This window comes from Pseudogulbenkiania ferrooxidans 2002, assembly GCF_000174355.1.
GTDB lineage: Bacteria > Pseudomonadota > Gammaproteobacteria > Burkholderiales > Chromobacteriaceae > Pseudogulbenkiania > Pseudogulbenkiania ferrooxidans.
In genome coordinates, this window is the sequence record NZ_ACIS01000013.1 from 58553 (window position 1) to 82630 (window position 24078).

General features: G+C 67.9%; 24 protein-coding genes. 20 read left to right on the forward strand and 4 right to left on the reverse strand.

Annotation, left to right across the window (positions count from 1 at the left end; translation table 11 throughout):
- Positions 1 to 16: 16 nt before the first annotated feature.
- The 16 genes from FURADRAFT_RS18495 to FURADRAFT_RS18570 all read left to right on the forward strand — a co-directional run bounded on the left by FURADRAFT_RS18495 (position 17) and on the right by FURADRAFT_RS18570 (position 15336).
- Positions 17 to 583: an acyltransferase gene (locus tag FURADRAFT_RS18495; protein ID WP_008955705.1), complete on the forward strand. Its 567-nt coding sequence runs from the start codon at positions 17 to 19 to the stop codon at positions 581 to 583.
- 51 nt (positions 584 to 634) lie between these two features.
- Complete coding sequence (locus FURADRAFT_RS18500; protein WP_008955706.1) at positions 635 to 1732, forward strand: DegT/DnrJ/EryC1/StrS family aminotransferase; 1098 nt, start codon at positions 635 to 637, stop codon at positions 1730 to 1732.
- Positions 1733 to 1745: 13 nt separating this feature from the next.
- A complete protein-coding gene (locus tag FURADRAFT_RS18505; protein WP_008955707.1) occupies positions 1746 to 3035 on the forward strand; it encodes a lipopolysaccharide biosynthesis protein in 1290 nt (429 codons plus the stop codon).
- Entirely contained in the window at positions 3025 to 3555 is a 531-nt protein-coding gene (locus FURADRAFT_RS18510; RefSeq protein WP_008955708.1) for an acyltransferase, read from the forward strand. The genes FURADRAFT_RS18505 and FURADRAFT_RS18510 overlap by 11 nt, the downstream gene beginning before the upstream one ends.
- Positions 3549 to 4766 carry a DegT/DnrJ/EryC1/StrS family aminotransferase gene (locus FURADRAFT_RS18515; RefSeq protein ID WP_008955709.1) on the forward strand — a complete coding sequence of 406 codons (1218 nt, stop codon included), beginning with the start codon at positions 3549 to 3551 and terminating at the stop codon, positions 4764 to 4766. Before FURADRAFT_RS18510 ends, FURADRAFT_RS18515 begins: the two co-directional genes overlap by 7 nt.
- Positions 4763 to 5827: a glycosyltransferase gene (locus tag FURADRAFT_RS18520; protein ID WP_008955710.1), complete on the forward strand. Its 1065-nt coding sequence runs from the start codon at positions 4763 to 4765 to the stop codon at positions 5825 to 5827. The genes FURADRAFT_RS18515 and FURADRAFT_RS18520 overlap by 4 nt, the downstream gene beginning before the upstream one ends.
- A complete protein-coding gene (locus FURADRAFT_RS18525) occupies positions 5824 to 6933 on the forward strand; it encodes a glycosyltransferase family 4 protein (protein WP_008955711.1) in 1110 nt (369 codons plus the stop codon). The genes FURADRAFT_RS18520 and FURADRAFT_RS18525 overlap by 4 nt, the downstream gene beginning before the upstream one ends.
- A complete protein-coding gene (locus tag FURADRAFT_RS18530) occupies positions 6930 to 7397 on the forward strand; it encodes a hypothetical protein (protein WP_008955712.1) in 468 nt (155 codons plus the stop codon). Before FURADRAFT_RS18525 ends, FURADRAFT_RS18530 begins: the two co-directional genes overlap by 4 nt.
- Positions 7398 to 7405: 8 nt before the next feature.
- Entirely contained in the window at positions 7406 to 8632 is a 1227-nt protein-coding gene (locus tag FURADRAFT_RS18535) for a glycosyltransferase family 4 protein (protein ID WP_008955713.1), read from the forward strand.
- Positions 8633 to 8640: 8 nt separating this feature from the next.
- Positions 8641 to 9699, forward strand: a complete 1059-nt coding sequence (locus tag FURADRAFT_RS18540) for an acyltransferase family protein (protein ID WP_008955714.1) — start codon at positions 8641 to 8643, stop codon at positions 9697 to 9699.
- Positions 9700 to 9869: 170 nt separating this feature from the next.
- On the forward strand, positions 9870 to 10514 hold the full coding sequence (locus FURADRAFT_RS18545) for an alanyl-tRNA editing protein (protein ID WP_008955715.1): 645 nt from the start codon (positions 9870 to 9872) through the stop codon (positions 10512 to 10514).
- A 29-nt stretch (positions 10515 to 10543) separates the two neighbouring features.
- A complete protein-coding gene (locus FURADRAFT_RS18550; protein ID WP_201441974.1) occupies positions 10544 to 10891 on the forward strand; it encodes a hypothetical protein in 348 nt (115 codons plus the stop codon).
- 90 nt (positions 10892 to 10981) lie between these two features.
- On the forward strand, positions 10982 to 12145 hold the full coding sequence (locus FURADRAFT_RS18555; protein ID WP_008955716.1) for a DegT/DnrJ/EryC1/StrS family aminotransferase: 1164 nt from the start codon (positions 10982 to 10984) through the stop codon (positions 12143 to 12145).
- The gene (locus FURADRAFT_RS18560; protein WP_008955717.1) at positions 12142 to 12780 is read left to right on the forward strand and encodes a sugar transferase; all 639 of its coding nucleotides are present in this window, start codon (positions 12142 to 12144) and stop codon (positions 12778 to 12780) included. The genes FURADRAFT_RS18555 and FURADRAFT_RS18560 overlap by 4 nt, the downstream gene beginning before the upstream one ends.
- 2 nt (positions 12781 to 12782) lie before the next feature.
- On the forward strand, positions 12783 to 14687 hold the full coding sequence (locus tag FURADRAFT_RS18565; RefSeq protein WP_008955718.1) for a polysaccharide biosynthesis protein: 1905 nt from the start codon (positions 12783 to 12785) through the stop codon (positions 14685 to 14687).
- 40 nt (positions 14688 to 14727) lie between these two features.
- Positions 14728 to 15336: a DUF1294 domain-containing protein gene (locus FURADRAFT_RS18570; protein WP_008955719.1), complete on the forward strand. Its 609-nt coding sequence runs from the start codon at positions 14728 to 14730 to the stop codon at positions 15334 to 15336.
- Between the two features lie 233 nt (positions 15337 to 15569).
- Here FURADRAFT_RS18570 and FURADRAFT_RS18575 read toward each other — a convergent pair whose 3' ends face one another.
- Positions 15570 to 16781: a GGDEF domain-containing protein gene (locus FURADRAFT_RS18575; RefSeq protein ID WP_008955720.1), complete on the reverse strand. Its 1212-nt coding sequence runs from the start codon at positions 16779 to 16781 to the stop codon at positions 15570 to 15572.
- Positions 16782 to 17017: 236 nt separating this feature from the next.
- Here FURADRAFT_RS18575 and FURADRAFT_RS18580 point away from each other — a divergent pair, with 236 nt between their 5' ends.
- Positions 17018 to 18070, forward strand: coding sequence for an NADP(H)-dependent aldo-keto reductase (locus FURADRAFT_RS18580; RefSeq protein WP_008955721.1), 1053 nt, complete (start codon positions 17018 to 17020; stop codon positions 18068 to 18070).
- A gap of 64 nt (positions 18071 to 18134) precedes the next feature.
- On the opposite strand, the gene FURADRAFT_RS18585 is transcribed toward FURADRAFT_RS18580, so the two are convergent.
- Positions 18135 to 18503, reverse strand: a complete 369-nt coding sequence (locus FURADRAFT_RS18585) for a YggL family protein (protein WP_008955722.1) — start codon at positions 18501 to 18503, stop codon at positions 18135 to 18137.
- Positions 18504 to 18672: 169 nt separating this feature from the next.
- Positions 18673 to 20148, reverse strand: a complete 1476-nt coding sequence (gene ubiD, locus FURADRAFT_RS18590) for a 4-hydroxy-3-polyprenylbenzoate decarboxylase (RefSeq protein ID WP_008955723.1) — start codon at positions 20146 to 20148, stop codon at positions 18673 to 18675.
- A gap of 149 nt (positions 20149 to 20297) precedes the next feature.
- Here ubiD and FURADRAFT_RS18595 point away from each other — a divergent pair, with 149 nt between their 5' ends.
- From FURADRAFT_RS18595 to FURADRAFT_RS18605, 3 genes are all read left to right on the forward strand, one after another.
- The gene (locus tag FURADRAFT_RS18595) at positions 20298 to 20900 is read left to right on the forward strand and encodes an OmpW/AlkL family protein (RefSeq protein ID WP_008955724.1); all 603 of its coding nucleotides are present in this window, start codon (positions 20298 to 20300) and stop codon (positions 20898 to 20900) included.
- Between the two features lie 97 nt (positions 20901 to 20997).
- Complete coding sequence (locus FURADRAFT_RS18600) at positions 20998 to 22053, forward strand: PLP-dependent cysteine synthase family protein (RefSeq protein ID WP_008955725.1); 1056 nt, start codon at positions 20998 to 21000, stop codon at positions 22051 to 22053.
- A gap of 121 nt (positions 22054 to 22174) precedes the next feature.
- Complete coding sequence (locus FURADRAFT_RS18605) at positions 22175 to 23284, forward strand: VanZ family protein (protein ID WP_008955726.1); 1110 nt, start codon at positions 22175 to 22177, stop codon at positions 23282 to 23284.
- On the opposite strand, the gene FURADRAFT_RS18610 is transcribed toward FURADRAFT_RS18605, so the two are convergent.
- The gene (locus FURADRAFT_RS18610; RefSeq protein ID WP_040653235.1) at positions 23261 to 23893 is read right to left on the reverse strand and encodes a pyrimidine 5'-nucleotidase; all 633 of its coding nucleotides are present in this window, start codon (positions 23891 to 23893) and stop codon (positions 23261 to 23263) included. The genes FURADRAFT_RS18605 and FURADRAFT_RS18610 overlap by 24 nt on opposite strands.
- Positions 23894 to 24078: the final 185 nt, after the last annotated feature.

A 24078-nucleotide genomic window follows, 5' to 3' on the forward strand; every position in this document is an offset into this window, starting at 1 on the left:
GCGTGAGGGCACCCGCATGACCTATCTCGTTCACCCCACTTCCATCGTCGACGACGGCGCCACCATCGGCGCCGGCACCCGCATCTGGCACTGGGCGCACATCTGCGCCGGCGCGGTGATCGGCGAGCGCTGTTCGTTCGGCCAGAACGTGTTCGTCGGCAACGACGTCATCATCGGCGACAACGTCAAGGTGCAGAACAACGTGTCGATCTACGACGCGGTGACGCTGGAGGACGACGTGTTCTGCGGCCCCTCCATGGTGTTCACCAACGTCAACAATCCGCGCAGCCACGTCAGCCGCAAGCACGAATACCGCCGCACCCTGGTGAAGAAGGGCGCCACCATCGGCGCCAACGCCACCGTGGTGTGCGGCCACACCATCGGCGAGTACGCCTTCATCGGCGCCGGCGCGGTGGTGACGCACGACGTGCCGGCCTACGCCCTGATGGTCGGCGCCCCGGCCTACCGCATGGGCTGGATGTGCGCCTGCGGCGAGCGCCTGTCGGACATGATCGGCGAGCACGCCTGCCCGGGCTGCGGCACCAACTACGACATCGGCGGCAACCACTGCACGCCGTTCTGATCCCCAGCAAGGCTTCGGCCAACGTTGGCCGAAGCCCGAGGAACGATTCCGATGAGCATTCCGTTCATTGACCTGAAAGCGCAGTACCAGCACCTCAAGGCCGACATCGACGCGCGTATCCACGCCGTGCTCGACCACGGCCAGTACATCATGGGGCCGGAAGTGGCCGAGCTGGAGCGCGAGCTCGCCGCCTACGTCGGCGTCAAGCATTGCGTCGGCGTGGCCGACGGCACCACCGCGCTGCTGATCGCGCTGATGGCGCTGGGCATCCAGGCCGGCGACGAGGTGATCACCACGCCGTTCACCTTCATCGCCACCGGCGAGATGATCGCGCTGCTCGGCGCCACACCGGTGTTCGTCGACATCGACCCGGACAGCTACAACCTCGACCCGGCCAGGATCGAGGCGGCGATCACGCCGAAGACGCGCGCCATCATGCCGGTGAGCCTCTATGGCCAGTGCGCCGACTTCGACGCCATCAACGCCATCGCCGCCAAGTACCATCTGCCGGTGATCGAGGACGGCGCGCAGAGCTTCGGCGCCCGCTATAAGGGCAGGAAGTCCGGCGCGCTGTCGACCATCGGCTGCACCAGCTTCTTCCCGAGCAAGCCCTTGGGCTGCTACGGCGACGGCGGCGCCTGCTTCACCGACGACGACGCGCTGGCCAAGGCGATGCGCGAAATCCGCGTGCACGGCCAGGACCGCCGCTACCACCACCCGGTGATCGGCCTCAACGGCCGCCTCGACACGCTCCAGGCCGCGGTGCTGCTGGCCAAGCTGCCGAGCTTCCCGGCAGAAGTCGCGGCCCGCGAGCGCATCGGCGCGCGCTACTCCGAACTGCTCAAGGACGTCGCACGCGTGCCCAGGTTGGCCGACGGCTGTTCCAGCGTGCATGCCCAGTACACCATCGAGGTGGACCGGCGCGACGCGGTGGCGGCCACGCTCAAGGAGCTGGGCGTGCCCACCGCGGTGCATTACCCGATCCCGCTGCACCTGCAGCCGGCCTTCGCCGCGCTCGGCCAGGGCGTGGGCAGCTTCCCCGTGGCCGAAGCGGCCGGGCAGCGCGTCATGAGCCTGCCGATGCACCCCTTCCTCGACGAGCCCACGCAGGATGCCGTCGTCGCCGCCGTGAAGAAGGCGCTGGCTTGAGCGCTGCCGAGCGATGCTGAAAGGCGCCGTACAACGGCTGGTGGCAGGCGGCTTCGCCCGCAACGTGGCGACGCTGACCGGCGGCGCGGCGCTGGCGCAGCTGTTGCCGCTGGTGTTCGCGCCGCTGTTGACGCGGCTCTACAGTCCGGACGATTTCGGCCTGCTGGCGGTGTTTTCCGCCTGGCTCTCCAACCTGGCGGTGATCGCCACCGCGCGCTACGACATGGCCATCGTACTGCCCAAGGACGAGCGCGACGCCGAGCGCCTGATGACGCTGGCGCTGGCGATCAACCTGGCGCTGCTGCTGGTGCTCACCGCGCTGCTGCTGCCGGCGCACGGCTGGATCGCCGCCACGCTCGGCGCGCCGGCGCTGGGGCCGTGGCTGCTGGTGTTGCCGGGCGGGGTGTGGCTGGCGGGCAGCCTGCAGGCCTGGACCAGCTGGAACAACCGTCAGCGCCGCTACCCCGCCAACGCCCAGGGCCGGGTGATGCAATCGCTCGGGGTGACCCTGGCGCAGCTGGGCGCCGGCTGGGCCGGGCTGGGCTTTGCCGGCCTCATCGCCGGCTCGCTGGCGGGGCAGGCGCTGGCGCTGCTGGCGCAGGCGCGCGCCGATCTCGCCACGCGCCTGACCTGGCTGCGCGGCCACCGCCGCGCCGAGCTCGCCGCGCTGGCGCGGCGCTACGCCGAGTTTCCCAAGATCAACACCCCGCACGCCTTCGTGGTGGCGTTCCAGGATTCGCTGATGCTGGCCCTGCTGACCTCGCTCGCCGGGCATGCCGTGGTCGGCCAGTACGCGCTGGTGCTGCGCGTGCTGAAGCTGCCGGCGGCGTTGCTGGGGCAGGCGGTGTCGCAGGTGATCTTCCGCGACCTGGCCGAGGCGCACGCCCACGGCCGCGCCATGACACCGCTGTTGGCGCGCGCGCTGGCGGTGCTGGCCGGCGCCGCGCTGCTGCCGTTCGGGCTGCTGCTGGTGGCGGCCGAGCCGCTGTTCGGCTGGGTGTTCGGCGCCGGCTGGCGCGAGGCCGGGGTGATCGCGGCGACGCTGGTGCCGTACCTCGCGGCGGCCTTCGTCGCCGGACCGTGCTTCATGGTGCCGATGGTGATCGGACGCCAGCGCGCCTCCTTCCTGTTCGTGCTGATCGGCGTGGTGGTCAACATGGCGGCGTTCGCCGCGGTGTTCGTCGCCAGCCGCGACGCCCTGCTGGCGTTCAAGGTGATGTCCGGGGTGATGTCGCTGTATTTCGCGGCCTACGTGGCGTGGATCTTCCGCCTGTTGCGCCGCCTGGAGACTCATGGTGCTTGAACGATTGCTGCTGCGCCTGTACCGGCTGTGGCCGCTGCTGCGCGGCGCGCGCCTCGCGCCCGGGGCGCGCGTGCACCCGAGCGCGCGGGTGACGCGCTGGAACGCGCTGTCGCTTGGCAAGAACGCGCTGCTGTACTGGCGCGGCGACGCCCTGATCGGCCTGCACGGCCGGCTCACGCTGGGCGCCGACAGCCACCTCGCGCCGTACTTCTACCTGCTGATCGGCGACCATCACCTGTATTTCGGCCACAACGTCGCGGTGGGGCCGCGCAGCCTGTTCTTCTGCCACTCCAACGGTATTCCGGCCGACGTGCCGGTGACGCCGTTCACCGAGTGCCACGTCGACGGCGACATCCGCGTCGGCGACAACGTGTTCATCGGCGCCGGCTGCATCGTGCTGCCCGGCTGCGAGATCGGCGACAACGTGGTGCTGGCGGCGGGCTCGGTGGCCAAGGGCCGGCTCGAGTCGGGCTGGCTCTACGCCGGGGCGCCGGCGAAACAGGTGCGCCGGCTGTGCTGACCGCCAACTCGCTGACTCTCCCGATGCTGCTGGCCGCGCTGCCGCGCCTGGTGGCCGGCCGCACCGCGCTGCGCCGCCGCCTGCGCGACGAACTGGCGCGCTTGTTCGGCGTCGACGCGCGGCGCATCGTGCTGACCGACACCGGCCGTGCCGCGCTGGCGCTGCTGCTGCGCGCGCACGGCGTCGGTGCCGGCGACGAGGTGATCGTGCCGGCCTACACCTGCGTGGTGGTGCCGAACCAGATCCCGGCGCTGGGCGCCACGGTACGCTGGCTCGACGTCTCGGCCGCCACGCTGGGTTTCGACTGGAGCCGGCTCGACGCCGCCATCGGCCCGGCCACGCGCGCGGTGATCGTGCCGCACAACTTCGGCCCGGCCTGCCGCGTGCCGGACGCGCTGCGCCTGCGCCACCCGCGCGTGGTCTTCCTCGACGACGCCGCGCACGGCTTCGCCTCGCAGTGCGACGGGCAATGGCTGGGGACGTACCACGACGGCGCCTTCTTCAGCTTCGAATACTCCAAGAACCTGAGCGGCGGCATCGGCGGCTTCGCCTTGCTGCCGGAGGGCCTGGTGGCGGAAGAACCGCCGGCCGAGCTCGGCGCGCTGGATCAGCTGCGCCTGCTGGCCACCTTGACCGGCCATCTGCTGGCGGCGCGCTGCGCGCTGGCCGGGCGCGTCTGGCTGGCCCTGGCGCGCCGTGTGGGGCTCATCTACCGCTCGTCCGACGCCGAGGTGGCCGACGGCGTGGCGCACCCGCCGCGCGCGCTGCCGGCGCTCTCGGCGGCCTTGCTGCTGCCGCAATTGGCGGCGCTGCCGGCGCTGCTGCGGCACAAGCAAAGGTTGGCCGAACACTACCGCGCCGCGCTGTCCGCCGTGCCCGGCCTGACGCTGTGGCCGGGCGCGCCCGGCGCGCACTGGGTGCGCTACCCGTTCGCGCTGCCGCAGCCGGTGGCCGACAAGGCGGCGCTGGCGCGGCGCCTGAGCGCGGCATGCGGGCTCGCCATCGGCGTGTGGTTCGACGACGTGATCCACCCGGCGGGCTCGTTCCGCCACGGCTACCTCGCCGGCAGCGCGCCCGAGGGCGAGCGCCTCGCCGCCACGGTGCTGAACCTGCCGATGAACGTCGCCATCGCCTGCGACGCCGCGCTCGACGCCCGGCTCGCGCGGCTGGCGGCGGCGCTCGCCGCTTACCTGAAGGAAACCGCCGCATGAAGCTGCTGCTGATCGGCTCGGCCTCGGTGCACACCTTCCGCTACCTCGCCGGCATCGCGCCGCACGTGGCCGAGGTGCACCTCGTCACCAGCGGCGAGCTGCCCGAGCACTACCGTCCGGCCAACCTGGGGCAGGTGCTCGCCGTGGATTTCAGCCTCAAGGCGCTGGCGACGGCGCGGCGCATCGCCGCGCTGATCGACGAGCTGCGCCCCGACATCGTGCACGTGCACCAGGCCAACAGCGTGGCCTGGCACGCGCGCCGCGCCCTGGCCGGCAAGGACGTGCGTTGGGTGCTGACCACCTGGGGTTCGGACGTGCTGCTGCTGCCGCAGCAGAACCGGCTGATGAAGGCGATGGTGGCGGCCAACTTGGCGGCGGCGGACGCGGTGACCTCCGATTCGCTGCATATGGCGGCGGTGATCCGCACCCTGGCGCCGGTGCGACGCCTCGACGTGCTGAACTTCGGCATGGACGCGCTGCCGGAAGCGCCCGATCTGGCCGCCAAGCCGAAGAACGTGCTGTCGTGCCGGCTGCACAAGAAGCTCTACCGCGTCGACGCCATCCTCAAGGGCTGGGCCGAGGTCGAGGCCGATCCGGCCTGGGACGACTGGACGCTGACCGTGGCCGCCAGCGGCGAACAGAGCGACTGCCTGAAAGGGTTGGCCGAAAGCCTCGGCCTGCGCCGCGTCCACTTCACCGGCTTCGTGCCGGCGCCGGTGCTGGCCGGGCTGTATCGCGCGGCGCGCGTGTTCGTCAGCGTGCCGGAGTCGGACGCCACCAGCATCAGCCTGCTGGAGGCGATGGGGCACGGCTGCCTGCCCTTGCTATCCAACCTGCCGGCCAACCTGGAGTGGGTGCTCGACGGTGTCAACGGCGCCATCGTGGAAGACGTGGCACGCCTGGGCGACGCCCTCAAGGCCACGCTGCGCCGCGCCGGCGACGACGCCGCGCTGGCCGAGGCGGCCGCGCTCAACCGCCGCCTGATCGCCGCCAAGGGCCTGCACCAGGACAATATGCGCCGCTTTGCGGCGATCTATCACGATTTGCTGGAAACCCGATGAGAGTCTGCCATCTCACCAGCGCCCACCCGCGCTACGACATCCGCATCTTCGTCAAGGAGTGCGCCACGCTGGCGCGCGCCGGCCACGACGTCACGCTGATCGTGGCCGACGGCCAGGGCGAGGAAATCCGCGACGGCGTGCGCATCCACGACGTCGGCCCCAAGACCGGCGGGCGCCTCGCGCGCATGACCGGCACCGTCGAGCGCGTCTATCGTGCCGCGCTGGCGCTTAAGCCCGAGGTCGCGCACTTCCACGACCCCGAGCTGATCCCGGCCGCGCTCAAGCTGCGCCGCGCCGGCATCAAGGTGGTGTACGACGTGCACGAGGACGTGCCGCGCCAGGTGCTGGCCAAGCACTGGATTCCCGGCGCGGCGCGGCCCTTGGTGTCGAAGGGGGTGGAACTGCTGGAGCACTACGCCGCGCGCCGCTTCGACGCCATCGTCGCCGCCACGCCGCTGATCCGGCGCCGCTTCGCCGCGCTCGGCGCGCGCGCCATCGACGTCTGCAACTACCCGATCCTGGCCGAGCTGGTGCGCGACACGCCGTGGGAGGCGCGCCGCAACGAGGTGTGCTACCTCGGCGGCATCAGCCGCACGCGCGGCATCGCGCCGATCATCACGGCGCTGCCGTCCACCGCTACCCGCCTCAACCTGGCCGGGCTGTGGAGCGAGACCGAACTCAAGGCCGAACTGCAGCAGCAGCCGGGCTGGGCGCGCGTCAACGATCTGGGCGTGCTCGACCGCGCCGGCGTGGCCGAGGTGCTGGCGGCGAGCAAGGTCGGCCTGGTGACGCTGCTGCCGACGCCGAGCTACGTCGAGTCGCTGCCGATCAAGCTGTTCGAGTACATGGCCGCCGGCCTGCCGGTGATCGCCAGCGATTTCCCGCTGTGGCGCGACATCGTCGACGGCGCCGGCTGCGGCCTCTTGGTCGACCCGAACGACGCCGCCGCCATCGCCAGCGCCATCAACTTGCTGCTGGCCGACGACGAGCGCGCCCACGCCATGGGCGAGGCCGGCAAGGCGGCGGTGCTGGCGCGCTACAGCTGGGCCGCCGAGGGCGACAAGCTGGTGGCGCTCTATCGCGAGCTGGCCGGGGGTGCGGCATGAAGCGCTATCGCCAGTTGCTCGACCGCCTGCACGCGCTGGCGCTGGGGCCGACCCTGCTGCTGTTCGGCCTGCCCTTGGGCAGCCTGCTCTACGGCCTGCAGCAGCATACCTTCCGCCCGCTGCTGTGGGCGGCCTACTGCCTGGCGGCGATGCTGATGCTGATCGCGCCGATGTGGCTGTTCCGCCGCAAGCTGGCGGCCTGGATGGCCGACGATTTCGCCGGCTGGCGCCACGAGCGCGCGCGCGGCAAGTGGGCGTTCGCGCTGCGTCTGGGCCTGGTCTGGCGCGGTCTGCCGCTGGCGCTGTTCAGCCTGACCATGCTGATGCTGGGCTACGCCAAGCTGCCGACCCCGGCCGACGTGCTGTTCAACCTGGTGAGCTGGGGTGTCGCCGGCGTGGTGTTCACCAGCATGGACTGGAACGCCATGGAGCGCGCCTTCCGCCGCCGCCATCCAACCGACTGAAACCGACCGTGCGCATCCTCTACATCAACCATTACGCCGGCAGCCCGAAGCACGGCATGGAATTCCGCCCCTACTACCTGGCGCGCGAATGGGTTCGGGCCGGGCACGAAGTCAACCTGGTCGCGGCGGACTACTCGCACCTGCGCCAGCACAACCCGACGTTGGCCGAAGCCTACCGCGACGAGGACATCGACGGCATCCGCTACACCTGGTGCAAGACGCCGCCTTACGAGGGCAACGGCCTCAAGCGCGTGATCAACATCTTCCGCTTCCTCGGCCGGCTGATGGGACTGTCCGGGCGCTACCTCAAGGAATGGAAGCCGGACCTCGTGATCGCCTCGTCCACCTACCCGCTCGACACCGTGCCGGCGGCGTGGATCGCCCGCAAGACCGGCGCGCGCCTGGCGTACGAGGTGCACGACCTGTGGCCGCTGACGCCGGTCGAGGTGGGCGGCATGTCGCCCAAGCACCCGTTCATCCGCCTGCTGCAGTGGGCCGAGGACTTCGGCTATAAAAAGGCCGACACCGTGATCTCGATGCTGCCGTGCGCGCGCGACTACATGGTCGAGCACGGCATGGCCCCGGCCAAGTACGCGGTGGTGCCCAACGGCGTCGACGTTGCCGAGTGGCAGGGCGAGCCTGCGCCGCTGCCGGCCGGGCACGTCCAGGCCTTGGCCGAGTTGAAGGAGCAAGGCCGCTTCATCGTCGGCTACGCCGGCGGCCACGGCCTGGCCAACGCGCTCGATTTCCTGCTCGAGGCGGCCAGCCGATTGCAACAGGACAAGGTCAGCTTCGTGCTGGTGGGCGACGGCCCGGACAAGGCGGCGCTAGAGGCGCGCGCGGCTGAACTCGGCCTCGCCAACGTGTGTTTCCTGCCGGCGATTCCGAAACGCGCGGTGCCGGCCTTCCTGGCCCGGTGCGACGCGCTGTTCATCGGCTGGCGCCGCCTGCCGATCTACCGTTTCGGCATCAACCCCAACAAGCTGTTCGACTACTTGATGGCCGGCAAGCCGGTGATCCACTCGGTCGAGGCCGGCAACGACCTGGTGCGCGAGGCCGGCGCCGGCATCAGCGTCGGCGCCGAAGACCCGGCCGCCATCGCCGACGCGGTGCGGCGCATGCTGGCGCTGCCGGCGGCCGAGCGCCAGCGCATGGGCGAGGCGGGCCGGACGCACGTGCTGGCGCAGCACGACTACGCCGTGCTGGCGCGGCGCTTCCTCGCCGCCTGCCGCTGAGGTCCGCCATGAGCCAGCCGCACGTCCGCTTCGACTTCGCCGACGCCCTGCGCGGCCTGGCGATGCTCGCCGTGGTGCTGTTCCATTACACCCAGATTTTCTGGTTCAGCCGCGAGCGCGTCGGCCAGATCCTCGATCTCGCGCCGCTCGCGGGCTACCCCAGCGCCTCGCTGGCGCTGCCGGTCAACCTGGGCGCGGTCGGCGTCGGGCTGTTTTTGCTGCTCTCGGGGCTGCTGATCCCGTTGTCGCTGGGCCGGCAGGGTGCGGCGCGCTTCGCCGTGACGCGGCTGACGCGCATCTACCCGACCTACTGGGCCGGCCTCGCCGTCACCGTGCTGGCGCTGTGGCTGGCGAGCCGGCTGGGCGGCGCCCCGTTCGCGGTGAGCGTGCGCGACGTGCTAGGGCACGCCAGCATCGCCTTCCAGGACATGCTGGGCGGGCGCAACATCGACCCGGTGATGTGGACGCTGAAGGTCGAGCTGTGGTTCTACGCGCTGCTGGGCAGTGCATTCGCGCTGACGCGCCGCCGCCTGAAGGGGGCGATCTGGCTGCTGCTGCCGATCCTGGCCTTGCTGTGCCGCGGACCGGCATGGGGGACGGCGTGGCACGCCGCGCAGTATTATCTGGCTCCGGTGGTGTGCTACTTTCCGCTGATGTTCGCCGGCAGCTGGTGCTATTTCTGGCTGACCGGCCAGGCCTCGCGGCGTGAAACGGCCATCATGGCGACGCTGATGCTGGCGCTGTTCGTCTGGTTCACCGGCTGGCACTCGCTGGCGCTCTACCTGAGCTACGCTGTCGGCATCGTCCTGTTCGCGCTCGGCGTGCTGCGCCCGGCGTGGTGGCGCAGTCGGCTACTGGCGCGCGTCGGCGCGGTCAGCTACGCCTGGTACGTGTGCCACTCCATCGCCGGCTACGTGACGATGACCGCGCTGGCGCGGCTGGGCCTGCCGTGGTGGCTGCTGGTGCTGACGGCGCTTTTCGTCACCTGGTGGCTGGCGGTGGCGATCAACCGCTGGGTCGAACTGCCGACGCAGCGCTGGGGCAAGCGGCTGGCGGAACGCTGGTAACGGGAGTCGGGTAGATGAGTAGGATGGGGGCAGTGCAGCGCAACCCATCACCTCGGCGATACAACGGGAATGACGGGGTGCGGCGGGAACGCCTTCACCCATGCTACGGGCTACGCTAGGCATGGTTTGGCGCGGCAGCGGCCAGGATCATGGCCGGGAAGGAGGCGACGATGACTGACAAGGTGTTCTGGCGGGAGCCCTACCGCACGGCGCTGATCACCCGCGTCGCGCGCGTCGCGGGGCTCGACGTGGTGCTCGAGGCGACGCTGTACTTCGCCGAATCGGGCGGGCAGGAGAGCGACACCGGCACCATCGGCGGCTACCGCGTGCTGGCGGCGCGCTGGCAGGGCCGCGACCTGGTCTATACCCTGCCGCCGGGGCACGTGCTGGAGGAGGGCGACACGGTGACGGTGGAGATCGACTGGCCGCGCCGCTACGCCCTGATGCGGCTGCACTTCGCCGCCGAGATCGTGCTGGAGCTGGTGACGCAACGTCTGCCCGCCATCGGCAAGATCGGCGCGCACATCGGCGAAGACAAGGCGCGCATCGACTTCACCTGGCACGAGCCGCTGACGCCGCTGCTGCCCGAGCTGATGCGCGAGGCGCAGGCCGTGATCGACGCCGACGCCCCCATCGTCAGCGCCTTCTCCGACGAGGCGGCCGAGCGCCGCTACTGGGAAGTCGCCGGCTTCGGCCGCGTGCCGTGCGGCGGCACGCACCTGGAGCGCACCGGCGAGGTGGGCGTGCTGCGCCTCAAGCGCAAGAACGTCGGCAGCGGCAAGGAACGCATCGAGATTTACGCGGCGCCGCGCTGACGGCGTCCGCACACGACAGGTGAGGCGCTATGAATCCGCGACGCGTGCATGAATTGATGCGCAAACATTTTCCGCCCATTGATGCGGCGTCACGCACGTGGAAGAACATCGTAGAACGTGATGGGATGCAAGAAAAAGAGTTAATGCTCCTACTGGATCAATTCATCTCAGGTGAGCAAGTTCTCGTCGAGGTTCACCGGAAGCTTGGCAACTACCTCTCCAAGCAAGACGCAGTCAGCTTTGTAGCTGCCAATGTTGGCAAAGGCGAAATACACATAACCGACAGAGAGTTTCACGGTTTTGTTGTCGTTGCCCACAACGGTGTCGCAACTGGTTGGTTTGGTTCGCCTAACACGGTGGACAACCAGGACGGGTAACGGCTGGGTCGTCACCTGCCTGATACCTTCATTGATGGCCGGCGGTTTCGCACGTGAGCGGGCCGCCGCAGAGCAACAAGGCTAGAGATTATGACCGAACAGAAATTCCTCCCCTTCGCCCTGCCCGACATCGGCGAAGAAGAAATCAACGAAGTGGTCGACGCGCTGCGATCCGGCTGGGTCACCACCGGTCCCAAGACCAAGCAGTTCGAGGCCGACTTCGCGCACTTCCTCGGCGGCGGCGTCGAGGCGATCGCGGTCAATTCCGCCACCGCCGGCCTGCATCTGGCGCTGGAGGCGGTCGGCATCGGCCCCGGCGACGAGGTGATCGTGCCGAGCTACACCTTCACCGCCACCGCCGAGGTGGTGCGCTACCTCGGCGCGCACCCGGTGGTGGTCGACGTCGATCCGGTCACCCTCAACATCAGCCCGGCGGCAATCCGCGCCGCGCTCACAGACAAGACCAAGGCGATCATGCCGGTGCACTTCGCCGGGCTCGCCTGCGACATGGACGCCATCCTCGCCATCGCGCGCGAGCACAAGCTGAAGGTGATCGAGGACGCCGCGCACGCGCTGCCGACGACGTACCAGGGCCAACTGATCGGCACGCTGGGCTCCGACGCCACGGTGTTCAGCTTCTACGCCAACAAGACCATGACCACCGGCGAGGGCGGCATGGTGGTGTCGAAGGACAAGGACCTGATCGCGCGCTGCAAGGTGATGCGCCTGCACGGCATCAGCCGCGACGCCTTCGACCGCTACGTGTCCAAGACCCCGGCCTGGTTCTACGAGGTGGTCGCACCGGGCTTCAAGTACAACATGCCGGACATCGCCGCCGCGATGGGCCTGCACCAGTTGAAGAAGATCGGCCGCTTCCATCAACAGCGCGAGGCGATGGCGGCGCGCTACGACCGTGAGCTGGCCGGCCTGCCGCTGATCCTGCCGGCGCGCCCGGCGCTGGCCACCGACCAGCACGCCTGGCACCTCTACCCGGTGCGCCTCCAGCCCGAGGCCGGTGTCAGCCGCGACGACTTCATTGTGCGCATGGCGGAGAAGGGCATCGGCTGCTCGGTACACTTCATCCCGCTGCACCGCCACCCGGTATGGCGCGACGGCTACCAGCTCAAGAACGCCGACTTCCCGGTGGCCGACGCCGCCTTCGAGGCCGAAGTGACGCTGCCGCTCTATACCCGGATGACCGATGCCGACCAGACGCGCGTGATCGCGGCGGTCAGGGAGATTCTCGGCGCATGAGCGGGTCCGTCTTGCCGGCCGCCGGCCGCCCCGGCTCGATGGGCGCCAAGCGGCTGTTCGACCTGATCGCCGCCGGCGCCGGATTGCTGCTGCTGGCGCCGCTGCTGCTGGCGATCGCGCTGTGGATCAAGCTCGATTCGAAGGGGCCGGTGTTCTTCCGCCAGGAGCGGGTGGGGCGCTTCGGCCAACCTTTCCGCATCCACAAGTTCCGCACCATGCGCGTCGACGCCGAGCGCCACGGCCAGCTCACGGTGGGGAGCGATGCGCGCGTCACCGGCGCCGGGCGCTTCCTGCGCAAGTCCAAGTTCGACGAGCTGCCGCAGCTGATCGACGTGCTGCTGGGCGACATGAGCCTGGTCGGCCCGCGCCCCGAGGTGCCGCGCTACGTCGCGCACTATCCGCACGAGATCAAGGCGCTGGTGCTGTCGGTGCGCCCCGGCATCACCGACTGGGCGTCGATCCGCATGATCGACGAGAACGACATCCTCGGCGCCGCTGCCGACCCGGAACGCGCCTACCTCGACGAGGTGCTGCCGCAGAAGCTCGACTACTACGTGCGCTACGCGCAGAGCCACACCCTGGCCGGCGACGTGTGCATCATCCTCGCCACCCTGAAGAAGATCGTCCTGCGCTGACCATGATCGACAAGCTGCTTTCCTTCTCGCGCCACCACAAGATGGCGCTCCTGATGCTGATGGACGCGCTGTTGCTGCCGCTGGCGCTCTACAGCGCGGTGGTACTGCGCCTGGGCGGGGTGTGGGACCCCAAGCTCACCCCCTACCTGTGGATCTTCGTGGTGCCGCCGTTGTGGGTGATCCCGATCTTCATCAAGCTCGGGCTCTACCGCGCCGTGCTGAAGTACCTCGACGACAAGATCGTCTACACCGTGTGCTACGGCGTCAGTCTGGCGGTGCTGGTGCTGGCGGCGGTGATCGTGATGGCGCGCATCGGGCCGTTCCCACGCTCGTCCATCATCATCTTCTGGGTGTTCGCCATGGCCTACATCGGCGGCAGCCGCTTCCTGCTGCGCGGCCTGGTGCGGCGCATCGACGCCGTGGACAGCCCGCGCGAGCACGTCGTCATCTACGGCGCCGGGCGCGCCGGCATCCAGCTGATGCTGGCGCTGCAGGCCGGGCGCGAATACCGGCCGATGGCCTTCGTCGACGACAACCCTGCGTTGTGGCGCCACACCTTCCGCGGTCTCGCGGTGCATGCTCCGGCCGAACTGCCGGCGCTCCTGGCCGATACCGAGGCCAAGGCCATCCTGCTGGCCTTGCCGTCGGTGAGCCGCGCGCGCCAGCGCGAGATCCTGGAGAAGCTGGAGTCGCTGCACGTGCCGATCAAGCGCCTGCCCGGCATGGCCGAGCTGGTGTCGGGCGAGGTGCGGGTGGAGGAATTGAAGCGGGTCGACATCGAGGATCTGCTCGGGCGCGACCCGGTGCCGCCGCGCCCGGAACTGCTGGCGCGCAACATCGAGGGGCGCGTGGTGATGGTCACCGGCGCCGGCGGCTCGATCGGCTCCGAGCTGTGCCGCCAGATCGTGCGCCAGCGCCCGGCGCGCCTGATCCTGTTCGAACTGTCGGAGTTCGCGCTGTACGCCATCGACCAGGAGCTCAAGGCCCTGGCGCCGCAGCTGGAATGCCTGCCACTGCTGGGCTCGGTCACCGACTACGAGCGGCTGTTCCGCGTCATCGACGGCTTCGGGGTGCAGACGGTGTTCCACGCCGCCGCCTACAAGCACGTGCCGCTGGTCGAGCACAACCCGCTCGCCGGCATCCGCAACAACGCCTTCGGCACCGACGTCTGCGCCCAGGCGGCCGAAGATGGCGGGGTCGATACCTTCGTGCTGATTTCCACCGACAAGGCGGTGCGCCCGACCAACGTCATGGGCGCCACCAAGCGCCTGGCCGAGCTGTGCCTGCAGACGCGCCACGCGCGCGGCAGCCGTACCCGCTTCGTCATGGTGCGCTTCGGCAACGTGCTGGGCAGCTCGGGTTCGGTGGTGCCGCTGTTCAAGAAGCAGATCGCCGCCGGCGGCCCGGTCACCGTCACTCACCCCGAGATCACGCGCTACTTCATGACCATCCCCGAGGCGGCGCAGCTGGTGATCCAGGCCGGCGCCATGGGCGAGGGCGGCGACGTGTTCGTGCTCGACATGGGCGAACCGGTCAAGATCGCCGAGCTGGCGCGGCGCATGGTCCACCTCTCCGGGCTCACGGTGAAGGACGAGAGCCGCCCGGACGGCGACATCGAAATCCGCTTCAGCGGGCTGCGCCCCGGCGAGAAGCTGTACGAGGAGCTGCTGATCGGCGACAACGTGCTGCCGACCGACCACCCGCGCATCCTGCGCGCGCAGGAGTACCACCTCGACGAGGAGGTGCTGACCGGTCTGCTGCAGCGCCTGCGCGACGCCTGCCTGCACCACGACGCCGACGCCGCCTTCCTCTTGCTGCAGCAGGCGGTGCACGAGTTCCAGGCCGCCGAGCGCACGCGCGACTGGCTGGCGGAACAGGCTGCCAGCGGCGTGGGGCCAGCGCGCTGACGGCGGACGGCAGATTCGGTTCGACAGACAGGGGGCAGGGATGCGTTTTCAAGGCAGGCTCACGCGCTGGGACGACGCGCGCGGCTTCGGCTTCATCACCCCCAACGGCGGCGGCGCCGAGGTGTTCGTGCACATTAGCGATTTCGGCACGGTACCGCGCCGTCCCGCCGCCCATGACCTGGTCAGCTACCGCCAGGACTACGACGAGCGTCGCCGGCCACGCGCCGTGGAGGCGAAGTTGGTCGGCGTGGCGCGACGCCAGCAAGGGCAGGGGGCCGGCGGACTGGGGCCGGCCTGCACGGTGGCGGGCGTGTTCTTCCTCGGGCTGTGGCTGGCGCTTCTGGCCGGCCGGCTGCCGCCCTGGCTGGTGCTGGGCTACGCCGGCCTGAGCCTGGCCAGCTTCGTGCTGTACTGGCACGACAAGACGTCGGCGCAACGCGGCCAGTGGCGCACCCCGGAACGCCAGTTGCACCTGCTGGCCCTGCTCGGCGGCTGGCCCGGCGCGCTGGTCGCCCAGCGTACCTTCCGCCACAAGTCCAGCAAGGCATCGTTCCGTCGCGTCTACTGGCTCACGGTCGGGCTCAACCTCGCCGGCCTGGGCTGGCTGCTGCTGAAGGGGCCGGCACTGGCGGCGTTGTTGCCGGGCTGAGTGGCGCTCGGCAAACCCTGCGGTGGCGCTCCGCTCGCGGGCGAATCTTTCGATTCGCCTCGCACACACGTGCCGTCCTGCGGGGACTGTACGCGGCAGCGCTCCTTGCCGGAACCGTTGCGCTGAGGGTTTTGTCGGCGACGCTAAAAGGCGTTTACGAATGAAAAAGGTTGGCCGAAGCCGCTGTTGACGGGCTTCGGCCAACCTTTTTGCCGTGGGGACTCCGCCGCGGCTTACACCGGCTGCGTCCGCAGCTCCGACACGTCGACCGGTGCCGCGGCGGGCCGCGCCCCGTCATCCGCCGCGACGACGCGGTCGCGCCCCTGCTGCTTGGCGCGGTACATGCGGGCGTCGGCGATCTCCACCAGCTGCTGCCAGCTTGCCGCCTGGTCCGTCTGGCTCTCGGCCAGCCCGATGCTGGCAGTCAGCGGCGAGCCATCCGGCCGCCGCCCCAGACCGTGCCGGCGCAGTCGCGCCAGCGCCTGTTGTGCCTGCTGACGGTCGGTTTCCGGCATCAGCAGCAGGAACTCCTCGCCGCCCCAGCGCGTCAGAATGTCGCCGTGGCGCAGCGTGTCGCCGATGGCCTGCGTCAGGCTCTGCAAGGCGCGGTCGCCGGCTTCGTGGCCGTGTTTGTCGTTGATGCTCTTGAAGTGATCGAGGTCGATGAAGGCCACCGACAGCGGACGGCGCGCGCGTTGCGCCAGGGTGAACTGCAGGTCGAGCATTTCCTCGGCGCTGCGGCGCGAGAAGCAGCCGGTGAGGGTGTCGCGCACCGCCTGGTTGACCAGCGCGATCATGAAGGCGAGCTGGCTCATCGACGCCAGCGTCGCCACGGCGCTGATCAGCGTCAGCAGCCAGAACGCGCCGCTGAACGACGGCCAGTCGATCACCTGCCATTGCAGCAGCCAGGCCAGGCCGTCCGCGATCAGGATCGGCGAGGCGAAGGTGGCGCTCTCCAGCAGCGTCAGCGGAAAAATGGCGAAGCCCGCCAGCAGCACGAACGGCAGGAAGGCGTAGCCGGTGCCGATCGCCGCCGACAGCCCCTGCAGGTGGTAACGCGTCAACAGCAGGTGCGAGGCGATGTAGAACAGGGTCGGAATGGCAAACAGCGTCGCCATGGCGCGGTAGGCGTGGCGCAGGGTCCCGTCGCTGTGGTGGCCGAAGACCAGCCAGGCGAAGGCGACGGTGGCCATCAGGCGCATCCCGGCCAACTTGGCCGCCAGCTCCATCGGCAGCGCCACCACGTCGACCGCGATCCACAGCGGGGTAAGCAGGGCGAACAGCATGGCGAACAGGCGCGCCCGGTTGATGATGATCACGGCGCGGCGCTGCGCCATCAACGGCATGTGCTGCTGCGGGCTGATCAGCCATTCCGTTTCGTGCACGGTCAGTTCGCCGGGGAGCAGTCCCAGCAGGCGTTGCCACAAGGAGAGGGTGAGCTTCATCGTTGGGCACTCCGGGAGGTAAGCCGATCATTCTAGAGTGCCGTATCCGGAATGCTATTTGTCATAGATCAAGCCGGCGACGATGCCTGCCCGGAACCGGGTTCCGGCGTGGCGTTTTGGCATCAGCCCGGCCGGTCGACGCGCATGGCCCGGACGCCGACCGGCCGCGGTTTGCGTCGCCCGCCGCGCGTCGCATAATCGGGCCATCTCCCTCCCGACAGCGAAGGACCCACGCGATGGAATACCGCCCACTCGGCCGCAGCGGCCTCCAGGTCAGCCTCATCGGTCTCGGCACCATGACCTGGGGCGAGCAGAACAGCGAAGCCGACGCCCACGCCCAGCTCGACTTGGCGCTGGAGCACGGCATCAACCTGATCGACGCCGCCGAAATGTACCCGGTGCCGCCCAAGCCCGAGACGCAGGGTCTGACCGAGCGCTACATCGGCAGCTGGCTCGCCAAGGGCGGGCGCCGCGACCGCGTGCTGCTCGCCACCAAGATCGCCGGCCCGGCGCTGCAGCCGCACAACCCGCGCCACATCCGCGGCGACGCCAACCACTTCGACCGCGCCAACCTTATCGCCGCGCTCGACGGCAGTCTCAAGCGCCTGCAGACCGACTACATCGATCTCTACCAGCTGCACTGGCCGGACCGGCATACCAACACCTTCGGCCGCCTGGGCTACCCCTGGCTCGACGGGCCGGACGGCGCGGTCGCCCCGGAAGAGACGCTGGCGGTGCTGGCCGATCTGGTGCGGGCCGGCAAGATCCGTCATGTCGGCCTCTCCAACGAAACGCCGTGGGGCGTGGCGCGCTTCCAGCAGGCCGCCGAGCGCCTCGGCCTGCCGCACATGGTCAGCATCCAGAACCCCTACAACCTGCTCAACCGCAGCTACGAGATCGGCCTGGCCGAATTCTCGCATCGCGACGGCATCAGCCTGCTGCCGTACTCGCCGCTCGCCTTCGGTGTCCTCTCCGGCAAATACCTCGACCAGGCCCGCCCGGCCAACGCCCGGCTCACGCTGTTCGACCGCTTCACGCGCTACACCCGGCCGCAGGCGCTGGCGGCGACAGCCGACTACGTGACGCTGGCGCGTCGGCACGGCTTGTCGCCGGCGCAGATGGCGCTGGCCTTCGTCAATTCGCGCCCCTTCGTCGCCAGCAACCTGATCGGCGCCACCACATTGGCGCAGCTGGAAGAGAACATCGCCAGCGCGTCGCTACGGCTCGACGACGAGGTGCTGGCCGGCATCGAGGCGATCCACGAGCGCTACCCCAACCCGGCGCCCTGAGCTTCGGACGTCGAAAAAGCAAAAGCCCGCTGATGCGGGCTTTTGTGCTTGGAGCGGGGTAGGCTCAGGCGGCGTGCCACAGGTCGATCAGCTCGCTCGCTTCCAGCGCCTTCACTTCGCTGCGGGCCTTGAGCCAGCCGGCCAGCTCGCCGCGCAGTTCCTCGCCGATCTTCACCGCGCCCACCGGGAACACCACGCCTTCCAGGTTGCAGCGGCCGTCGAAGTGGCCGCCGAAGCTCACGCCGGCCTCGTCCACGCGCGTCAGCCACGCGTCGAGCAGGGCATCCTGACCTTCGCTGCTGAGATCGTCGGCCAGGGTGGCCACCAGGTGGAAGCCCAGTTCTTGGTAGTTGCCCACGCGCATCTTCTTGCACTGGCGGTTGTTGAGGCGCTTCAGGCGCTGGGCGGAATTCGGGTTGCGTACATCGCTCATGTCTAGACTCCTGGTATGGGGAAAACCGGGCATGGTAACAGATATAGGGTGCAGGGCTTAGCGGCTGTTCCGGTCGGCGCTCCTGCCGGGGTTGCCGGGAGCGCCGGGGCCGGAGACCGTCCCTCCGCTTCCCCGCCGCGTCCGCTGCAGCGGCCGAGGCTCCGCCCGCTTACAGCCCCAGCTCGTCCCACAGTTTATCGACGCGCTGTTTCACCGCCGCGTCCATCACGATCGGCGTGCCCCACTCGCGCTGCGTCTCGCCCGGCATCTTGTTGGTGGCATCGAGCCCCATCTTGCCGCCCAGGCCGGAGATCGGGCTGGCGAAGTCGAGGTAGTCGATCGGCGTGTTCTCGATCAGCACCGTGTCGCGCACCGGGTCCATGCGCGTGGTGATGGCCCAGATCACCTCGCGCCAGTCGCGGGTGTTGACGTCGTCGTCCACCACCACGATGAACTTGGTGTACATAAACTGGCGCAGGAAGCTCCAGCAGCCCATCATCACGCGCTTGGCGTGGCCGGGGTACTGCTTCTTGATCGACACCACCGCCATGCGGTACGAGCACCCTTCCGGCGGCAGGTAGAAGTCGACGATCTCGGGAAACTGCTTCTGCAGGATCGGCACGAACACCTCGTTCAGTGCCACGCCCAGCACCGCCGGCTCGTCCGGCGGTTTGCCGGTGTAGGTACTGTGGTAGATCGGGTTCTCGCGCATGGTGATGCGCTCGATGGTGAATACCGGAAAGCGGTCCTGCTCGTTGTAATAACCGGTATGGTCGCCGTACGGCCCTTCCAGCGCGGTATCGTCCGGGTAGATATGGCCTTCCAGAACGATCTCGGCGCTGGCCGGCACCTGCAGGTCGGAACCGATGCATTTCACCAGTTCGGTGCGGCTGCCGCGCAACAGGCCGGCAAACTGGTATTCGGACAGCGTATCCGGCACCGGCGTCACCGCGCCCAGAATGGTGGCCGGGTCGCAACCCAGCACCACCGCCACCGGGTAGGGCTGGTCCGGGTTGGCGGCGCGGAATTCGCGGTAGTCCAGCGCGCCGCCGCGGTGTGCCAGCCAGCGCATGATCACGCGGTTCCTGCCGATCACCTGCTGGCGGTAGATGCCGAGGTTCTGACGTTTCTTGTTGGGGCCGCGCGTTACCGTCAGCCCCCAGGTGATCAAGGGCGCCACGTCGCCCGGCCAGCAATGCTGGATAGGTAGGCGTCCCAGGTCGACCTCGGCGCCTTCCCAGAGGATCTGCTGGCACGGCGCCTTCTTCACTTCCTTCGGCGCCATGTTGAGCACCTGCTTCAACAGCGGCAGCTTGTCCCAGGCATCCTTGAAGCCCTTGGGCGGTTCCGGCTCCTTGAGATAAGCCAGCGTCCTGCCGATCTCGCGCAATTCGCCGATGTCCTCCGCCCCCATGCCCATCGCCACCCGGCGCGGCGTGCCGAACAGGTTGGCCAGCACCGGGTAGTCGAAGCCGTGACCGTCGCGTACCGGCTGTTCGAACAGCAGCGCCGGGCCGCCGGCCTTCAGCACCCGATCGCCGATCTCGGTCATCTCCAGATGGGTCGAGACCGGCACGCGGACGCGCTTGAGTTCCCCCTCGCGTTCCAGTTGGGCAATAAAATCGCGCAAATCGACATATTTCATGACGTGACCATGATCTAGCTCAAAAAACCAGGAAGAGAGTATGGTTAATCTTCCCTCCGAAGACGTCGCACGCTACTGCCGGTAGGCGGCAAAGTCAACGGCAGCAGATCGGGCGATCAGCAATCCACCAACCATCTTTGGAGAAAACCATGAAAAAGCTTGCTATTGCTGTGATCGCCGGTCTGGTATCGGCCAGTGCCTTTGCCGCCCAAGGGGACATCCTGGCGCGTTTCCGCGTCATTAATATCGCTCCGGATGTGAAGACTTCCGATACTCTGTCGGCCGTGCATGTCGATGTGGACAACCAGACCGTGCCGGAACTCGACTTCACCTACATGATCACCAACAATATCGGTGCCGAACTGATCCTGGCCACCGCGCGTCATGAAGTGACCTCCGATTTGGGTTCGCTGGGCAAGATCAACCACCTGCCGCCGACCCTGACGCTGCAGTACCATTTCAATCCGGAAGGCCAGATCCGCCCCTACGTCGGCGCCGGTATCAACTACACGCGTTTCTATAATAACGACCTTGGCAGCTCGGTCACGGGCAAGGTGTCTGTCGATAAAAACAGCTGGGGCGGTGCCCTGCAGGTCGGCACCGACATTGCCGTCAACAAGGACTGGTTCGTCAACCTGGATGTGAAGAAGATTTACATCAAAACTGATGTAACGAGTGAAAACCTGGGCTCGCTGGGCACCCTGAAGATCAACCCGTGGGTGTTCGGTCTCGGCGTCGGCACCAAGTTCTGATCGCCAGACGGCAAGACGACAAGGCGCACCGCGTGGTGCGCCTTTTTTGTTGTGGCAACGGTAAAATAACCATTTTATGCCGTTGCGGAATTCCTCCATGTCCAACTGGGTTGCCCAAGCTGTCCGCCAGATCGAGGCGGACTTCCATCGTTCCAGCGATACCCATCTGATTCCGCTGGCCATTCCGGCCCTGCCGCAGATCCAGCTGTATTTCAAGGACGAGTCCACGCATCCCAGCGGCAGCCTGAAGCATCGCCTGGCCCGCTCGCTGTTCCTGTACGGGCTGTGCAACGGCTGGATTCGCCAGGGCACGCCGATCATCGAGGCCTCGAGCGGCAGCACGGCGGTCTCCGAAGCCTACTTTGCCCGTCTGCTCGGCCTGCCGTTCATCGCCGTCATGCCCAAGGGCACCTCGGCCGAGAAGGTCAAGGCGATCGAATTCTACGGCGGACGCTGTCATCTGGTGGACGATCCGGCCACCATTTACGACGAATCGCGCCGCCTGGCCCATGAGCTTGACGGCCATTACATGGACCAGTTCACCTACGCCGAGCGCGCCACCGACTGGCGCAGCAACAACAACATCGCCGAAACCATCTTCCAGCAGATGGCGCTGGAACCCCATCCGGTCCCGACATGGATCGTCTGCGGTGCCGGTACTGGCGGCACCTCGGCCACCTTCGGCCGTTACGTGCGCTATCAGAAGCTGGCTACCCAGCTGTGCGTGGTCGATCCGGAAAATTCGGTGTTCTACGACAGTTATCAGAGCGGCAACCGTGACTGCCGCTGCGAGGGCGGTTCCGGCGTCGAGGGCATCGGCCGCCCGCGCGTCGAGCCATCGTTCATCCCGACGGTGATCGACCGCATGATCCGCGTGCCCAACGTCGCCAGCTACGCCGCCATCCATTTCCTGCAGGAAGTCCTTGGCCGCCGCTGCGGCGGTTCCACCGGGACCAATTTCTTCGGCGTGTGCGAGCTGGTGACACAGATGGTGGCCGAAGGGCGCAGCGGCTCGGTGGTGACGCTGATCTGCGACGACGGCAACCGCTACCTCAACAGTTATTACGACAACGCATGGCTCGCCGCGGGCGGTTTCGACATCGCGCCGTGGCTGACGCGCTATCGGCGCTTCTTCGAGACGGGGCGCTGGTGAGGATTGGGAGTAAAGAGCAGATGGAGGGCAAGGTTGGCCGAAGTCCGGCTGGCCGCAGGCAAATGACGAGCGATAATGACGTTATGCATGAACAGACTCGGTTGAGCGAACGGGGCGTCTCATGTTGACACCCATACGCCATGGCGTGCCGCAGCGGGCCTATATCGCCCGCTATCTGGCCCTGCTGCTGTTCGTCGTGATCGTGTTCGCCAGCTTGTACCCGTTCACCGGCTGGAGCTACAGCGGCCGCCCTCTGCTCGAGTTCCTGTTTTATCCGTTGCCGTACTACTTCCGCCTGTTCGACAACCTCGCCAACCTGGTGGTCTACATTCCCTACGGGTTTGGACTGGCGCTATCGTTCCGACCCCGCTGGCTGGGCTGGGTCACGGCGCTGCTGTTGTCGGTGCTGACCAGCTTCACGATGGAGTTCATCCAGCAGTTCCTGCCGGAGCGCGTCGCCTCCAATCTGGACATGCTCTACAACGTCGCGGGTGCCTTCATTGGCGCCACGCTGGCGGTCAGCCCGCTGTTTCGCCACGCCTGGCACCATGTCTGGCGCTGGCGTCAGCGCTATTTTGTCGCCAATGAACCCGCCGACTACGCGCTGGCCTTGATGGCGCTCTGGTTCCTCACCCAGCTCAATCCCTCCATCCCGCTGTTCGGCGTCGTGGTCATGCCGCTGGGCCTGCCGCAGCCCTTCATCTCACCGATCGACAACCCGGCACTGTTCCTTTTCCTGCTCGAAGCCGGCGGAGCCATGCTGCACCTGACCGCCACACTGCTGTTCGTCACCAGCTTCCTCAGCAAGCGGCGCTATATCGCCCGCAGCGTCACCACCGTCGTCGTGCTGGCCGTCTTCCTCAAGATGCTGGCTGCCGGGATGCTGCTCAAACCGTTTGCGTTCTTCGAATGGATCAACAGCAACGTGCTGGCGGGCCTGGGGGCCGGGTTCCTGCTGGTGTGGCTGCTCACCCGCTTCGGCCGGGGGGTACAGCTGGTCGTGGCGCTGCTGGCGCTGCTGGCGACGCAAGTGATCTCCGCTCTTTGGCCGCTGTCCGCCAACGAACTCGACATGCTCACGCTGTTTCGCTGGGGCTACGGCCACCTTGCCAATATGAACGCGCTGGTGGAGTTCCTGTCGCGGCTCTGGCCGCTGGCGGCGGCACTCTGCCTGATCGGCGCCCTCTGGAACGTGCGGCACATGCCGTCACTGCAGGCCAAGCCGAAGTAACTCCCCCAACTGGCGGACGTGCACATCGACATAGGATGGCCGACGCGCGCTAGGGCTGATCCACACCGTGCGCATCCCCAGGCGCTTGGCCGCCTTCAGATTGGCCAACGAATCTTCCACCATGATGCATCGGGCCGGGTCCAGACCTTCGCGCTGCAGCACGGTACGGAACGACCGAGGATGTGGCTTGGGCTGCAGATCCAACCGCTCCACGCCATAGACGCTGGCGAAGTGCCGCCTGATCCGCATCCTCCTCAGCACACCCTCAACATAATGCTGTGGTCCGTTGGACAGCAAGATCTTGCGGCCGGGCAAGCGGCGTAGCAGTGCTGCCGTCTGGGCCTGCCAGACCAGCAACGTTTCCAGTTCGCTCATAGGGTGGGTGTCGCGCAGAAAGGTCTGCGGCGCGATGCCATGATGTTGCTCCAGGCCTTTCAGCGTCGCACCGTATTGTCGCCAGTAACGTTGTCGCAGCTCCGTCGCGCTGTCTTCACTCATGCCCAGGTGGCGCATGATGAATTCGGTCATGCAACGATTGATATGTGGAAACACCGCTGCCGAGGCGTGGTGCAAGGTGTCGTCCAGATCGAAAATCCAGGTGGGCTTCAAGGTGTTATTCCGTCTCGGAGTAGATTCTGATTAGGAATTATGGACTGATTCGCCGTTTTATCGGGTCAACGGTGCCGTTTCTGCAGGCTCGTTTCGTCAGTATGGCTAATGCCATGAGTGAAAAGCGCAAACTTTTTCCCAAGTAACTTCCTTGAAAAACAGGTGGTTGGGATTGTAGTGCCGGA